Source organism: Streptomyces sp. NBC_00193 (assembly GCF_026342735.1).
GTDB lineage: Bacteria > Actinomycetota > Actinomycetes > Streptomycetales > Streptomycetaceae > Streptomyces > Streptomyces stoeckheimensis.
Genome location: NZ_JAPEMM010000001.1, coordinates 85,152 through 99,861 on the forward strand (window position 1 = coordinate 85,152; position 14,710 = coordinate 99,861).

At 68.5% G+C, this 14,710-nt stretch carries 12 protein-coding genes and 1 pseudogene; 6 read left to right on the top strand and 7 right to left on the bottom strand.

Features of this window, described 5'->3' with window-relative positions:
- The first annotated feature begins 200 nt into the window (after nt 1-200).
- Complete coding sequence (locus OG898_RS00400; RefSeq protein WP_250740648.1) at nt 201-1,658, top strand: catalase; 1,458 nt, start codon at nt 201-203, stop codon at nt 1,656-1,658.
- Between the two features lie 429 nt (nt 1,659-2,087).
- Here the strand turns inward: OG898_RS00400 and OG898_RS00405 are convergent.
- Nucleotides 2,088-2,348 (bottom strand): annotated as a pseudogene (locus OG898_RS00405) (aminoglycoside phosphotransferase family protein); the annotation flags it as partial.
- A 404-nt stretch (nt 2,349-2,752) separates the two neighbouring features.
- The gene (gene gcl / locus OG898_RS00410; RefSeq protein WP_266960009.1) at nt 2,753-4,534 is read right to left on the bottom strand and encodes a glyoxylate carboligase; all 1,782 of its coding nucleotides are present in this window, start codon (nt 4,532-4,534) and stop codon (nt 2,753-2,755) included.
- Nucleotides 4,535-4,810: 276 nt separating this feature from the next.
- Between gcl and OG898_RS00415 the strand changes: the two genes are divergently transcribed.
- Nucleotides 4,811-5,620, top strand: coding sequence for a hypothetical protein (locus tag OG898_RS00415; protein ID WP_266954202.1), 810 nt, complete (start codon nt 4,811-4,813; stop codon nt 5,618-5,620).
- 42 nt (nt 5,621-5,662) lie between these two features.
- Nucleotides 5,663-6,151 carry a glutathione peroxidase gene (locus OG898_RS00420; RefSeq protein ID WP_250740557.1) on the top strand — a complete coding sequence of 163 codons (489 nt, stop codon included), beginning with the start codon at nt 5,663-5,665 and terminating at the stop codon, nt 6,149-6,151.
- A 105-nt stretch (nt 6,152-6,256) separates the two neighbouring features.
- On the opposite strand, the gene OG898_RS00425 is transcribed toward OG898_RS00420, so the two are convergent.
- Nucleotides 6,257-7,807 carry an AMP-binding protein gene (locus OG898_RS00425; RefSeq protein WP_250740558.1) on the bottom strand — a complete coding sequence of 517 codons (1,551 nt, stop codon included), beginning with the start codon at nt 7,805-7,807 and terminating at the stop codon, nt 6,257-6,259.
- A 255-nt stretch (nt 7,808-8,062) separates the two neighbouring features.
- The gene (locus tag OG898_RS00430; RefSeq protein WP_266954206.1) at nt 8,063-9,265 is read right to left on the bottom strand and encodes a winged helix DNA-binding domain-containing protein; all 1,203 of its coding nucleotides are present in this window, start codon (nt 9,263-9,265) and stop codon (nt 8,063-8,065) included.
- A 164-nt stretch (nt 9,266-9,429) separates the two neighbouring features.
- On the opposite strand from OG898_RS00430, the gene OG898_RS00435 reads away from it, so the two are divergent.
- The 3 genes from OG898_RS00435 to OG898_RS00445 all read left to right on the top strand — a co-directional run bounded on the left by OG898_RS00435 (nt 9,430) and on the right by OG898_RS00445 (nt 12,243).
- Nucleotides 9,430-10,623: a magnesium and cobalt transport protein CorA gene (locus OG898_RS00435; RefSeq protein ID WP_266954208.1), complete on the top strand. Its 1,194-nt coding sequence runs from the start codon at nt 9,430-9,432 to the stop codon at nt 10,621-10,623.
- Between the two features lie 328 nt (nt 10,624-10,951).
- Nucleotides 10,952-11,482, top strand: coding sequence for an SMI1/KNR4 family protein (locus tag OG898_RS00440; RefSeq protein WP_266954210.1), 531 nt, complete (start codon nt 10,952-10,954; stop codon nt 11,480-11,482).
- 176 nt (nt 11,483-11,658) lie between these two features.
- Complete coding sequence (locus OG898_RS00445) at nt 11,659-12,243, top strand: hypothetical protein (RefSeq protein WP_266954212.1); 585 nt, start codon at nt 11,659-11,661, stop codon at nt 12,241-12,243.
- Here OG898_RS00445 and OG898_RS00450 read toward each other — a convergent pair.
- The 3 genes from OG898_RS00450 to OG898_RS00460 all read right to left on the bottom strand — a co-directional run bounded on the left by OG898_RS00450 (nt 12,228) and on the right by OG898_RS00460 (nt 14,309).
- The gene (locus OG898_RS00450) at nt 12,228-13,487 is read right to left on the bottom strand and encodes a site-specific integrase (RefSeq protein ID WP_266954214.1); all 1,260 of its coding nucleotides are present in this window, start codon (nt 13,485-13,487) and stop codon (nt 12,228-12,230) included. The genes OG898_RS00445 and OG898_RS00450 overlap by 16 nt on opposite strands.
- A gap of 57 nt (nt 13,488-13,544) precedes the next feature.
- Nucleotides 13,545-13,916 carry a helix-turn-helix domain-containing protein gene (locus OG898_RS00455; RefSeq protein WP_323184797.1) on the bottom strand — a complete coding sequence of 124 codons (372 nt, stop codon included), beginning with the start codon at nt 13,914-13,916 and terminating at the stop codon, nt 13,545-13,547.
- Between the two features lie 117 nt (nt 13,917-14,033).
- Entirely contained in the window at nt 14,034-14,309 is a 276-nt protein-coding gene (locus tag OG898_RS00460; protein ID WP_266954216.1) for a helix-turn-helix domain-containing protein, read from the bottom strand.
- Between the last annotated feature and the right edge of the window lie 401 nt (nt 14,310-14,710).

Here is a 14,710-nt window from a genome sequence, read left to right on the forward strand (position 1 = left end):
CCGCTCGCGGGGCCCTGAGTTTCCGGATGGTGCCGGTGCTGACACCTGTCCTGTCGCGCCCAAGTGCCGGCACCGTCCGGATTGCCTCTCCCTCAACTTTCATTTCAACAAACTGTTGACGTCGCGTTCATGCCGAAATTAGTCTGTTCCGCATGACGGAAGACGATTTCCGTCAGCAGTTCCCCGTACGGAAGGTCACCATGTCGAAGCGCACGCTGACGACCGAGTCTGGCGCCCCGGTCGCCGACAACCAGAACTCCGCTACCGCCGGCGTCGGTGGCCCCCTGCTGATCCAGGACCAGCAGCTCCTCGAGAAGCTCGCCCGGTTCAACCGCGAGCGCATCCCGGAGCGCGTGGTGCACGCCCGCGGCTCCGCCGCGTACGGCTACTTCGAGGTGACCGACGACGTCACCGCGTACACCAGCGCCGCGTTCCTGAACACGGTCGGCAAGAAGACCGAGACCTTCCTGCGGTTCTCCACCGTGGCCGACTCGCTGGGTGGCGCGGACGCGGTCCGCGACCCGCGCGGCTTCGCGCTGAAGTTCTACACCGAAGAGGGCAACTACGACCTCGTCGGCAACAACACCCCGGTGTTCTTCATCAAGGACCCGATCAAGTTCCCCGACTTCATCCACTCCCAGAAGCGCGACCCCTTCACGGGCAAGCAGGAAGCGGACAACGTCTGGGACTTCTGGGCCCACGCCCCCGAGGCGACGCACCAGATCACCTGGCTGATGGGTGACCGCGGTATCCCGGCGTCGTACCGTCACATGAACGGCTACGGCTCCCACACGTACCAGTGGACCAACGCCCAGGGCGAGGCCTTCTTCGTCAAGTACCACTTCAAGACGAACCAGGGCATCCGCTGCCTGTCGGGCGAGCAGGCCGCCGAGCTCGTCGGCTCCGACGCCAACTCGCACCAGACCGACCTGCTGCAGGCGATCGAGCGCGGTGTGAACCCGAGCTGGACCCTCTACGTCCAGGTCATGCCGGCCTCCGAGGCTGCGGACTACCGCTTCAACCCGTTCGACCTCACCAAGGTGTGGCCGCACAGCGACTACCCGCTGCAGCGCGTGGGCCGTCTGGTCCTCGACCGCAACCCGGACAACGTCTTCGCCGAGGTCGAGCAGTCCGCGTTCTCCCCGAACAACTTCGTCCCGGGCATCACCGCCTCGCCGGACAAGATGCTCCAGGGCCGTCTGTTCGCGTACGCCGACGCCCAGCGTTACCGCCTCGGTGTGAACCACACCCTGATCCCGGTCAACGCCCCGAAGGCGACGAAGGCCGACAACTACGGCCGCGACGGCGTCATGGCGCTGCGCAACGGCTCGCGCTACGACAAGAACTACGAGCCCAACTCGCACCAGGGTCCGGCCGAGACCGGTCTGGCGCTGGGCGCCCCGAAGGCCGTCTCCGGCTACACGGGCACCCACGAGGCTCCGGCCCACACCAAGGACGACGACTTCTTCCAGGCCGGTGAGCTCTACCGCCTGATGTCGGAGGCCGAGAAGCAGCGTCTGGTGGCGACCATCGCCGGCGGCCTGTCTCAGGTCACCCTCGAGGACGTCATCGAGAAGAACCTGGCTCACTTCCACGCCGCGGACGCCGACTACGGCAAGCGCGTCGAGGAGGCCGTCCGCGCCCTGCGCGACGCCTGAGCCACACAAGCTGCGCCGGGATCCTGACGGGAGGTCAGGATCCGGGTGCTGAGCCCGCACCGCGGACCCGGATGAGGGGTGGTACGCGGTGAGGGCAGGACGAGGACCGTGGCGAGCGTGCGAGCCAGTGCGGTGGTAATGGGTTCCGAGGCCCGTCTCTTGACCTGAGGGAGACGAAGCCGGAGTTCTCGTCGCCGTTCGCCACGGTCCCAGCCAACATCACTCCTCTATATACAGGGGCCACGCACAGAGTCCCCTGTATATGGAGGAGAACACCTCCCCCACCCTCTCCGCCCGGCGGTGCGAACGTCCTGTCGCGCCAGCCTCGTACCGTCGGGCGGTAACAAGCAACACACACTCAAAGAGCCGAGTCACGGACGGTCCCGTGACTCGGCTCTTTGTCATGCCCGGGGGGCGTGGCACCGGGCTCTACGGGAGCAGGGCCAGCGCCTCCTTGAGGTTGTGCTCGGCGATGCCCTCCATGAACTCCCGGTCGGGGAAGTCCCCGTCGAGGAGGCGCAGCGGGCCGGCCACCAGGGAGAGGCGCATGGCCAGCGTGTAGAGGTCGAGGCGCCGCGGGTCGAGGCCGGGCCGCGCCAGGGGCCCGTAGCGCTCCTGGAAGCGCAGCCGGAGGAAGACGTGCTCCCACTCGACGTCGAAGTACATGAGGCCCTCGATGTCGATGAGGACCGCTTCCCCGCCCTCGGTCACCAGGACAGGGCCCGGTCGAGGACCAGCTGCTCGCAGGAGCTCCCGAGGGCGGCCGCTGCCTGCTGCCGTCCGCCAGCAGCAGCCGGGGTACGCGGGCCCCGAGCCCGTGCAGCAGCCGCTGCGCGGCCAGGAAGGGCTCCATGCCGGAGGCCGGTGCGAACGGGTCCGTCCCGTCGACCCCCTCCGCCGCGGCGCCGCCGGGCAGGTCCTCGGCCTCCGCGAATCTGCGCATCGGGCGAACCTATACGGCGGACGAGCGCGCGGGCGTGCCGCCTGGTGGAACGGGGGCGGGACCTGGGGCTCGTAGGGGACGCAGAACGGCCCCCGTTCCTCCTGGAGGAGGGACGGGGGCCGTTCGGTGGTGCTAGACCAGCCTGATGGGACTAGGCGGGCAGGGTGTTGCGGAGCGCGGTGGGGGCGTGACCCAGCTCGGTCGCGACCTCTTCGAACTCGGTGACGTCGCTCATGTCGACCGTCTTGCTCATCGAGATGTTGGTGATGCGCTCGAGGATGGCCTCGACGACGACCGGGACCTGGTGCTCCTGGGCCCACTTCTTGGCCGTCTCGAAGGCCTCGCCCAGCTTGTCCGGGTCGGTGACGCGGATCGCCTTGACGCCCAGGCCCTCGGCGACCTTGACGTGGTCGACACCGTAGACACCCAGCTCGGGGGTGTTGATGTTCTCGAACTCGAGGTTGACCTCGAAGTTGATGCCCAGACCGCCCTGCGCCTGACGGATCAGACCCAGGTAGGCGTTGTTCACGAGGACGTGAACGTAGGGGACCTTGTGCTGGGCGGCGACCGCCAGCTCCTCGATCATGAACTGGAAGTCGTAGTCGCCGGACAGCGCGACGATCGGGGTCTCCGGGTCCGCGGTGGCGGCACCGATGGCGGCCGGGATGGTCCAGCCGAGGGGGCCGGCCTGGCCGCAGTTGATCCAGTTGCGCGGCTTGTAGACGTGCAGCATCTGCGCACCGGCGATCTGGGACAGACCGATGGTGGTGACGTAGCGGGTCTCGGGGCCGAACGCCTTGTTCATCTCCTCGTAGACGCGCTGCGGCTTCATGGGGATGTTGTCGAAGTGCGTGCGGCGCAGCAGCGTCGCCTTGCGTTCCTGGGCGGAAGCGGCCCAGGCGCTGAAGTCGGGCAGCTTGCCCTCGGCCTTGAGCTCCTTGGCGATCTCGACGAAGAGCTCCAGGGCCGCCTTGGCGTCCGAGGCGATGCCGAAGTCCGGGGCGAAGATCTTGCCGATCTGGGTCGGCTCGATGTCGACGTGGACGAACTTGCGGCCCTTGGTGTAGGCGTCGAGGTTGTAACCGGTGTGACGGTTGGCCCAACGGTTGCCGATGCCGAAGACGAAGTCCGACTCGAGGAACGTCGCGTTGCCGTAGCGGTGCGAGGTCTGGACACCGACCATGCCGGCGGCCAGCTCGTGGTCGTCCGGGATGACGCCCCAGCCCATGAGGGTGGAGATGACCGGGACGTTCGTCAGCTCGGCGAACTCGACCAGCAGGTCGGAGGCGTCGGCGTTGATGATGCCGCCACCGGCGACGATCAGCGGACGCTCGGACTCGAGCAGGAACTGCAGGGCCTTGCGGGCCTGGGCACGGCTGGCGGCCGGCTTGTAGACCGGCAGCGGCGTGTAGGTCTCGGGGTCGAACTCGATCTCGGTCAGCTGGACGTCGATCGGGAGGTCGATGAGGACCGGGCCCGGACGGCCGGAGCGCATCAGGTGGAAGGCCTCCTGGAACACGCCCGGAACCTGGGCGGCCTCCAGGACGGTCGTCGCCTTCTTGGTGACCGGCTTGGCGATCGAGGCGATGTCGACGGCCTGGAAGTCCTCCTTGTGGAGCTTCGAGACCGGAGCCTGACCGGTGATGCACAGGATCGGGATGGAGTCCGCGATCGCGGAGTACAGGCCGGTGATCATGTCGGTGCCGGCCGGGCCCGAGGTACCGATGCAGACGCCGATGTTGCCGGCCTTGGCGCGGGTGTAACCCTCGGCCATGTGCGAGGCACCCTCGACGTGGCGGGCCAGCGTGTGGGCGATTCCGCCCACGTTCTTGAGCTCGCGGTAGAACGGGTTGATCGCAGCACCGGGGACGCCGAACGCTTGTTCGACACCCTCGAGCTTGAGGATCTCCACTGCAGCGGCGGCGGCTGTCATACGAGGCATCGAGTTCTCCTGCGGGTCTGGCGGGTCCGGCTGGTGAGGCTTTTCCGTAATCCGGAAGTTTTGTTCTGCTATACGGAACACGCTAAGCGGGGACTCCCCGCAACGTCAAGGCGGTACGGCACCTCGGAACCCACCAAAAGCCGCGTCTTGGGCAGTGAGTTGTACGAAAAACCAGGACCCGGCGGAAAATCGGGGGTCTGCCCACCCCTCCGGTGGCAGGTGGTGGACCATGGGGCTACGCACAGCGACGAAGGGGGTCCAGGTCTCATGGCGGATGCGGTACCGGTGCGCTGCCCGGCGTGCCTGCGCGAGAACGGCTACGCCGCCCCGGTCTTCCCCTGCGCCTGCGGGAACCCGGTCACCCCGCCCCTGGACCTGACCTCGCCGCCCCGGGAGCTGACCCACCGCACCTGGACGCAGAGCTGGGTCGCGGTGCGGTGCGAGGCCTGCGGGCGGGAGAGCGAGTGGCCGCATCCGGAGGTGGGGTGCACCTCCTGCGGGACGGTCGTACTGGTCCCGGTGCATCCGCTGGAGCCGGCGGGCGGGGTCGAGCACACTCCTCTTTCTCCCCCTCCTCCCCTTCCCACTTCCCTTCCTTCTCCGCCTCCCTTCCCTCGCGGGGTGGAGGCGCCGGGGCGGGCGGGACCGCCCGCCGGTCCGGCCCCGGCCCCGGCCGACCCCGCGGTGCCCCGCCCCGACTTCCGGCCCGTGACCATCCGGACCGCCCGGGACGCGGTGGTCACCGCCGCGCTGTACCTGCGCTGGCTCGGCTTCCAGGACGTGCGCCAGCCCGACGGGCGGCCGATCCCGTCGGCGGCGGTGGACCTGCGGGCCCCCGGCCTGGTCGCCCAGGTGGACCCGACCACGGCCCCGGCCGGGCTGCGGGCGGTGGAGTGCGTCTGGCTGAACGGGCTCACGGCGTGCGCGACGAGCGTCTACTTCTCCCTCGCCGGCTACACGGAAGACGCCCGCACCCGCGCGGACGACCTCGGGATACCGCTCTTCGTGATGGACCTCACGGGCATGCCCCAGCCGGTCAACGACCCGGCGGAGGACCTCCTCGGCATGGGGGCCTAGGCTCGGGGGGTATTACGTGTGTTGCCTGCCGAGGAGAGCTTGATGAGCCTGTACGACATCCCGCTGACCACTCTGTCCGACGAGCCCACCAGCCTCGCCGCGCACAAGGGCAAGGCGATCCTGCTCGTGAACACCGCCTCGCAGTGCGGCCTCACCCCTCAGTACTCGGGTCTGGCCCGCCTGCAGTTCAAGTACGAGGAGAAGGGCTTCACCGTCATCGGTGTGCCCTGCAACCAGTTCGGCGGCCAGGAGCCGGGCAACGCCGACGACATCCAGACGTTCTGCGCGGCCGGCTTCGGCGTCACCTTCCCGATGCTGGAGAAGTCCGAGGTCAACGGCGAGAACCGCCACCCGCTCTACGAGGAGCTCGTGAAGGTTCCGGACGCCGAGGGCGAGGCCGGTGACATCACCTGGAACTTCGAGAAGTTCCTGATCTCCCCCGCCGGCGAGGTCGTGGCCCGCTTCCGCCCGCGCACGGAGCCCGAGTCCCCCGAGGTCATCGCGGCGATCGAGGCCCTGCTGCCCGCCTAGAGCAGCACCTGAGGGCCCAGAGGGCCGGTACGGAGCTGCGCGCGCAGCCCCGTACCGGCCCTCGGTCGTTCACCTGACCCCGGGCTCGGGGTCGCCCCGGCGGGGTCAGTTGACCTGCCGCTCCAGGCCGGACCAGTACGGCTCGCGGAGCTTGAACTTCTGGATCTTGCCGGTGGCCGTACGCGGGATCGTGGCGCGGAATTCGACCGTCGTCGGCGCCTTGTACCCGGCCAGTCGCTGCTTGCAGTGGGCGATGATCTCCGCCTCCTGGACGGCCTCTCCGTCGACTCCCTCGGCGAGGACCACGAGGGCCTTGATCGTCTCGCCCCATTTCTCGTGCGGCACACCGATGACGGCGACCTCCGCGACCGCCGGATGGCTGAAGATCGCGTCCTCCACCTCGATCGACGACACGTTCTCGCCGCCGGTGATGATCACGTCCTTCTTCCGGTCGGAGATCGTCAGATGGCCGTCGGCCTCGTCGACCGTGCCGCCGTCACCCGTGTGGAACCAGCCGTCCTGCAGTGCGGCCGCGGTCTCCTCCGGCTTGTCCCAGTACCCCTCCAGTACGACGTTCGACCTGGCCAGGACCTCGCCGTCCTCGGAGACCCGCAGCTTGACCCCCAGCGCGGGCAGCCCCGCACGCGAGAGCCGGCGCGCCCGTTCCTCGGCCGGCAGCTCGGCGTCGGCGGGCAGGGTCCGGTTGAAGGTGAGCAGCGGCGAGGTCTCGGTCAGGCCGTAGATCTGCGTGAACTCCCAGCCCAGCTCCTCGCCCATGCGCTGGATCGTCCGGCTCGGCGGCGGGGCGCCCGCGCAGACGACGCGCACCCGGTCGCGGCCCGGGATCTCGCCCTCCCAGCTCGCCGCCGCGTCCAGCACGGTGTTCCACACGGCGGGCGCACCGCACATCAGCGTGACCCCGTGTTCCTCGACCCGGCGCAGGATCTCGGCGCCGTCGACCTTGCGCAGCACGACCTGCTTGACGCCGAGCCCCGCCATCACGAAGGGCATGCCCCAGCCGTTGCAGTGGAACATCGGCAGCGTGTGCATGTAGACGTCACGCTCCCAGACCCGGGTGTGCAGTCCGAAGGTGAGCCCGTTCACCCAGATGTTGCGGTGGGTGAGCTGCACCCCCTTGGGGCGGGCGGTGGTCCCCGAGGTGTAGTTGATCGTCGCGGTGGCGTCCTCGTCCGGGTGCGACCAGGGACGCGGCTCCACCCCGAAGCGCATCAGCGCCGTGTCCGTCTCCGGCCCGAGGACGAAGCGGTGGCGGGCCTTGACGCCCGACAGCGCCTCGTCCAGTTCCGGGTCGACGAGCAGCACCGAGGCCCCGCTCTGCCGGACCACGTAGTCGACTTCCTCCGGCTTCAGCCGGAAGTTGACCGGTACGCAGACGCGCCCGCTCATCGGCACCGCGAAGAGCAGCTCCAGGAGCCGGGCGGAGTTGTGGCTGACCACGGCCACGCGCTCGCCCTCCCCGACCCCCAGCGCGTCGAATCCCGCCTGCCAGGCCCGTACGCGCTCGCCCAGCCTCCCGTAGGTCGAATCGGGGACCGGTGGAGCGGGCTGATCCGGCTCGTCCACCACGCCCGGGCTCGACGAGAACCCCAGCTCCGCCCGGTCGAGGAAGTCCGTCACGGTCATGGGAATCCGCATGTGCTCTCTCCTTCGGTCCCTGATCCCGAACAGCTGCATGAAGGAGGCGCGCCGCCGTCCGTCGGTGGTCGAGCGGCCCGCCCCACGAACGAGAACGATCGCGGGTGATCTCGGTCGTGCCAGGCATCGTGCCGTGTCCGGTGTACGGGCCACCAGAGCGCGGCGGGGGTGGGTCGCCGGGCTCGGCTCATTCGGGGTCCGGGCTCACTCTCGGCCCGGGCTCACTCTCGGTCCGGGCTCACGCGCGGTCCGGGCTCACGCGCGGATGGACCCGAAGCGGACCTCACCCGCCCCGCCGCCCATCTCCGCGAGCAGTACCTCGCCCTCGGCCACGATCTCGGCCTTGCCGGCCTTGGAGACGCCGGAGAACAACTCGACGGTGAGCGTCCCTCCGTCCTTGCCGCCTTCCTTCCCGCCGCCCTTCTCTCCGTCCAGCTTCCAGAGCCCGGCGAGGAAGCCGTCGAGGAGCAGCGTGCAGTGGGCCTGGTTCCCGGTCCAGCTGCTCCCCTTCAGCTCGGGCGGGATCACCCTGGAGCGGTCGGCGTGGGAGAGGAGCAGGTTGTCGAACTCGGGAAGGAAGCGGGGCGGGGCGGGCTGCTCGGCATCGGGGCGGGGTCCGTCGGGCAGATCGAAGAGTTCGACGCCGTTCTCGTCCTGGAACACCTCCAGTACGGGCCTCAGCCGCTCGAAGGCCTCGCGCAGCCGGGTGAGCCCGGCCCACGTCTGCATGTCCTTGACGGAGGCGGGCCCGAAAGCCCCGAGATACCGCAGAACAGCGTCATCGATCCCCGAAGCCTCCCCACCAGGCCCTCCTCCCTCTACTCCTCCCTCTGCTCCTCCCTCTGCTCCTCCCTCTACTCCCGCGCCCTTTCCCCCTCCCCCCACCCACTCGCTCAAGGTGGTGAGGCGGACCTGCCCGCTCTTCCCCCAGACCCCGCGCGGGGTGACCTGGACGAGCGGCAGCCGGCAGCGCGCGGCGACGGACAGTGACTGCGGGTCGTCTCCGGGCCACTCCTTGAGCAGTTCCTCCCGTATCTCCGCCATGGTCCGCGGTTCGGCCTCCACGAACTCCCGCGCTCGCTCGGCCAGCCTGTCGAGGTCCACTCCGACCAGGCCCTTGCGGAAGTAGTTGATCTCCCGGTCGCGGGCGGGCTGGACCAGGGGGCGCAGGGTCAGCGCGTCGTGGACGGTGTGGGTGTGGATGGTGGACCTCATGGTGACCATCCGGACCACCTGCCGGGACTCCATCAGCCCGGCGAGCTCGGCCGGCCCGAATCCGGCGAGGCGGGCGTGGAGCTGGAAGTAGGGCGGCTTCACGTTCTGCGCCTGCAGCCCCAGCAGGTGCTCCGTGGCGTCCTGCGCGGACATCTCGGCGCGGGTCAGGAGCAGCTGGCGGGCAAGCGTGGCACGGTTCAGCGCACGGGTGTCGAGTACGGGAAGCGTCGTCTTGGAGGCCATGAAAGCAACGTAGCGGCCCATGCGGACACCTTCTGTCCGCAACTCCGTTGCAGCCGCATCCGCCCACCCGGACTCGAATGGACCCCGGGGAACCCGGGGGACCATTCACCCGGATATCCTGCACCTTGCCCGTAAACACCCGTTCGACCGGGAGCTGACCTGCGATGTCGGAGCGACCAGACCGCCGCCGCCCCTCGCCCCCGTCCGCCGCCGCGCCCGGGGCCGGGCCCGCGAAGCGGGTGGGCTGGCGGCGCCCGGCCGCTCTCCCCGCCGCACCCCCGGCCGCACCCCCACGGGCCCCGAAGCCGCCCCCGCCGGCCCCCACACCCGCGGACCACCGCAGCGTGATCGACTCCGCGGTCTACCGCGACGGAGTCCGGGTCGCCTCGCCCACCACCCTCGCCGACACCTTCCGCCGGCTGCGCGAACAGCCCGACGGCATGGCCTGGATCGGCTTGCATCGCCCCACGGAATCCGAACTCCACTCCCTGGCCGACGAGTTCAACCTCCACCCGCTCTCCATCGAGGACGCCCTGGAGGCCCACCAGCGCCCCAAGCTGGAGCGCTACGGAGACACCCTCTTCGTCGTCCTGCGGGCCGCCCGCTACCTGGACGCACTGGAGGAGGTCGACTTCGGCGAGCTCCACATCTTCGTCGGCCCCGACTTCCTGATCACGGTCCGCCACGGAGCGGCCCCGGACCTCTCGGCGGTCCGCCGCCGCATGGAGGAGTCCCCCGAACTCCTCTCCCTCGGCCCGGAAGCCGCCCTGTACGCCATCCTCGACGCAGTGGTCGACGGCTACGCCCCCGTCGTCGAGGGCGTCCAGATCGACATGGACGAGATCGAGACCGAGGTCTTCAGCGGCGACCCGGAAGTCTCCCGCCGCATCTACGAACTCTCCCGGGAAATGGTCGAGTTCCAACGCGCCACCCGCCCCCTGGTCGGCATGCTCCACAGCCTGATGGCCGGCTTCGCGAAGTACGGCACGGACGAGGAACTCCAGCGCTACCTCCGCGACGTGGCCGACCACGTCACCCACACCAGCGAACGCGTCGACGGCTTCCGCCAGGCCCTCACAGAAATCCTGACGGTCAACGCCACCCTGGTCTCCCAACAACAGAACGCCGAAATGCGCGCCTTGGCCGAGGCCGGCTTCGAACAGAACGAGGAGATCAAGAAGATCTCCTCGTGGGCCGCCATCCTCTTTGCACCCACACTCGTGGGAACCATCTACGGCATGAACTTCGAAGACATGCCGGAACTGAAGTGGGCAGGCGGCTACCCCTTCGCAATCCTGCTGATGGCAGCGGTCTGCGTCAGCCTGTACGTCATCTTCAAGAAGCGCGACTGGCTGTAGACCGCACAGCAGCACCATTGATCAACTTAGCTCCTGCGAACGCCGAGAAGCTGCCCGCAGGACCCCCTGGGGAGAATCTGGGGAGAATCCGCAGCCCACCCATGCCGGGCGCTCCCCCGCACCTTGGGGCCGGCCCTCCCGCACCGCCGACCACCTTCGACGGCACGCGATTGCGGAGGGTAACGACAACGGGTGGCACAGCAGATGCTGTGCCACCCGTTGTCGCGACCAGGCCTGTCCTGTCTCCCCCGACGACTACAAGCCGGCAGTCGTCCAACGACCTTGCCCGTGGGGCGTCGATGTCCGACCCCCTGTCTAGCCTGTCTCCGTGAAGCCCACCGATGACCGCCAGTTCCCCGCCGCGCTCGCCACCGCGATGGCCGTTCGATTCGACTACGCCGACGGGAAGACCGGGGTCGACTTCGAACCCTTCCCGGCCTTCCTGTCCGCTGCCGAGACCACCGACTGGTTCCAGGCATGGACCGGGAACAGCGAACTGGACGGCAACGACTTCCGCGCGTTCGGACAGGACGGCACGGGCGGGTACGCGGCGATCTGGCTCATCCGCCCGAGCCGGCCACTGGCCGAGCAGCCCATCGTCTTCCTCGGCTCCGAGGGCGAGACCGGTGTCGTCGCCCGCGACCTGGGCGACTTCCTTTGGCTACTGGCCGCCGGCTTCGGCCCCTGGGAAGCCGCCACGTCCTACGAGCCGGACTGGAAGGCGCAGCCCAATCCGGAGCTGGCAGCCATCGCCGAAGGATTCGCACCGCACCAGCGCCGGTCGGCGGCAGCCGTGATCGAGCTGGCGACCCGGGAGTTCCCCGACTTCGACGACACCATCATGGAGCTCTGCCGCTGAACCCCGCGCCGTCACCTGCACGACCGGCCGGAATCACTGAACCCCTCGATCGGACGCGAGTCATCACCGCCGAAATCGCTGCCTCGGCACCGGTCCCCACGGCAGGCGAATGGAGGCCGCTCACTCAAGTCGCCACGCCCCTCTGCCGCGTTCGAGCATCGCTGTAGCCTCTGGCCATGAATCATGGGGAAGGCGAGGACGCGCTGGTTCTGCAGGCTCGCGAGATGCTGGCCACCGGAAAGGGCGAGGAGGAAGTCTTCGCCGAACTGGCCGCGCGCACCGGTGAGTGGGACGCCTGCGCGTTGGCCCTATGTCTGGCCCTGGGAGTGCCCGAGCCGGACGCCGAAGCCCGAATCCGCGAGGCTCGGCCCCTCTTCGACGAGTTCGAGGTGGGAGAAGAAGACCTCGTCGCCATGTTTCTCGCCTGCGGGCACGTGTTCGTCGTGGACCGGGTACTGGATGGTCGCGGTGAGCGGATCCGCGACCTCTTGTGGACTGCCGCCTGCGCCCGCGGAGGCTTCCCTGGCGGCATGATCCCCTGGTTTCGTACCGGGGAGCTCACGAAGATCTTCCTGCTCTTCGCGAAAACCCGGTTCCGGAACGGGCGGGGCTCACCTCCCGAGTTCTGGGCAGCCATGGTTGCGGCCGGGGAACTGCTGGCGACCGAGGACGGCCCGGACGAGGCAGAGGTAACGGCGGGACTGGAACATTGCCGGGCGCAGGCGACCACCGTCGATACGGGATCTCAGATGCGGCCCTGAGAGGGGACGAGGCCCTCAGGCACGTACTCGGGCACCGTGCCGAGCAGTGCGTCGATGGCCGCGCGGCCCCTGCCGCCAGCCTCCGGCATGAAGTGGGCGTAGTGGTCGAGGGTGATGGTCGGACTTGAGTGACCGAGCCACCGGGCAAGCGTGACGATGGACTCGCCCGCTTCGAGGAGCACCGAAGCGTAGGTGTGCCGGAGCACGTGGAAGCCGTCCTTGCGCGAAGCCTTCCACCGCGCGCCCTTCTCCCGTACGGGAATGACTCCAGCCGCGGCGAGGGCTGGCTTCCAGGCCTCGTCGTTGAAGATGTTGGCGCGGATGGCGTTGCCGTACGTCGTCGTGAGGACGAGCGGGAAGCTCTGCTTCTCCCGGTCGGGCTCCGGTCCGCCCCAGGGGAGCTCGACGTCGACCGCCGGATGGTCGAGGAAGTACGCGGCCAGTTCCGTGGCCACCGACCGGGGCATGTCGACGATGCGCGTCTTGCCGCCCTTGGGCAGGGCGAAGTAGAGGCGCCCTGAGAGAAGTTGCACCTGCCTGCGCACTCGGATGACGCCGCGTTCGAAGTCGATGTCCTTCGGCGACAGCCCGAACACCTCGCCCTGGCGCAGCCCACACCCCAGCGCGACGACGACCGCGATCCGGTACCGAGGATTGATCACGTCCCGCACCCGCTGCGCCGTTGCCAGCGGCCACGCGTCACGGTCCTCGTCGGGGGCCTTCGGCCAACGCACCGTCTTGGCCCGCATCGGGTTGCGGACGAGGCGCTTGTCGTCGATCGCGGTCTCGAAGATGTTTGACAGTGAGGTGAGGATCTGCCGGGCGTACCGCGGAGAGCACTCGCCTTCGAGCGTGGCTATGTAGCCGCGCAGGACGGTCGCCGACACGTCGCGCAGCGCCACCGCACCGAGGTGCGGAAGGATGTGAAGTCGTACACGCTCATCAACTCGCTTGACCGTGCCGGGCGCGCCGCGAACGCCGGCGCGCCAGTGGCGCGTGACGAAGTCCGTCAAGGTGATGGAGCCGTCGCGCGGGTCGACGAACTCGCCTCGTTCGCTGTCGGTGCCGGACCGCCGGAGCCACCCCTTGGCGTCCTCCAACACGTCGAACGACATGTCCCGGACGCCCGGGATTCCAGCGACACGATATCGGGACCCCTTGCCGTAACGGGTCGTACGCTCACGCTTCCCTGTGACGGGATCCCTCTTCTTTTTGATCCAACGGTCTTCGATATAGCCAGCCAAAGAATTCCTCGGGGTAAGGGTTGGACGTAGGGCGGGTGGTAAGGCCTAGTAGATCGGTCAGGCCGTGGCCGCGTACCCGGCGCGGCGCTGCGGGGCGGCATTCACCGGATTTAGGGAAGTATTACTACGGGAGTCTGCCTGCTCCTGTTCCCGGATCCAGTCGTCAAGAGCTTCGATCCGGTACATCACACGTCCACTCCGCCCCATTCGAAAACTCGGCGGACCTTGGCGGCGGTGCCGCCACACGTAAAGGGTGGCGGGCGACAGCCCCAGGTATTCGGCGGCTTCACGCACGTTCAGAAAACCCCTCCCCAGCGGCGACACACGGGGAGGCATACGGACATTCGCCAGCAATTCACTGTCACAAGCAGCACTTCGCACGTATCGAACCTTCGGGGTCTTCCGTCGACAACCTGCGGCGACGGACATCGGGCATGACAAGCCCGCCCCCGCTTGCTGTCAGGCAGGTGGAGCGGACTACTTCAATGGTCTGGAGAATCCCCGGTTTGGCTGACCGGGGATCGTCGGGTATAAGCCGGGGCGGCGTCACCGCGCACCCGCCCGAACCCCCTTCGTCGCAGGCTGGAGCAGGGCAAGTGGGGAGACACCGAGGGCAGCCGCAATGGCGACGAGGTCATCCACGTCGCAGCGCCGGCGGGTGCGTTCGATGCGGGACAGCATGGTGTTGGTCATGGGGTGGCCAAGCTCGGTGACACGGGCAGCGAGCTCTCGCTGAGCGAATCCGCGCGAGGTGCGCAGCCGCTCGATGGCGTGGGCGGTCCGTTCTCCGGCGGGACCGATTTCCGTAGCTCTTCGGGGCATGCATCTGTTGTAGCTCGGGTTCCCGGGTTCACGTAATCACGGAAGCCCGGACATGGGACTTCGGGGCTCGTTTCGCGGAGAACGAACTGCCGATTCCCGCATAGGCAGCCATTGCGGAACTACGACCCATCTCGGACCACAGAGGTGTGCACAGCATCAGCGGCTCCGGGCGGCGGAAACATAGATCGCCTCGCCTACTCCGGTCAATGGCTTTCGGGGTGCGACCTTCGCCGCTCCCCCTGCGCCGTCGACTTTTTGGTCAACCGGGGATTCGCACTTACTGTGAAGACGTTCGCGACCAGCGATGCGATCTGACACTTTTCGAGTGCGGATTCGCTGGACTTCCGCGGGCTGGGTGTGGCTGTCTTGGCCAAGCACCCCTGACAAAAGAATCGGCTCCC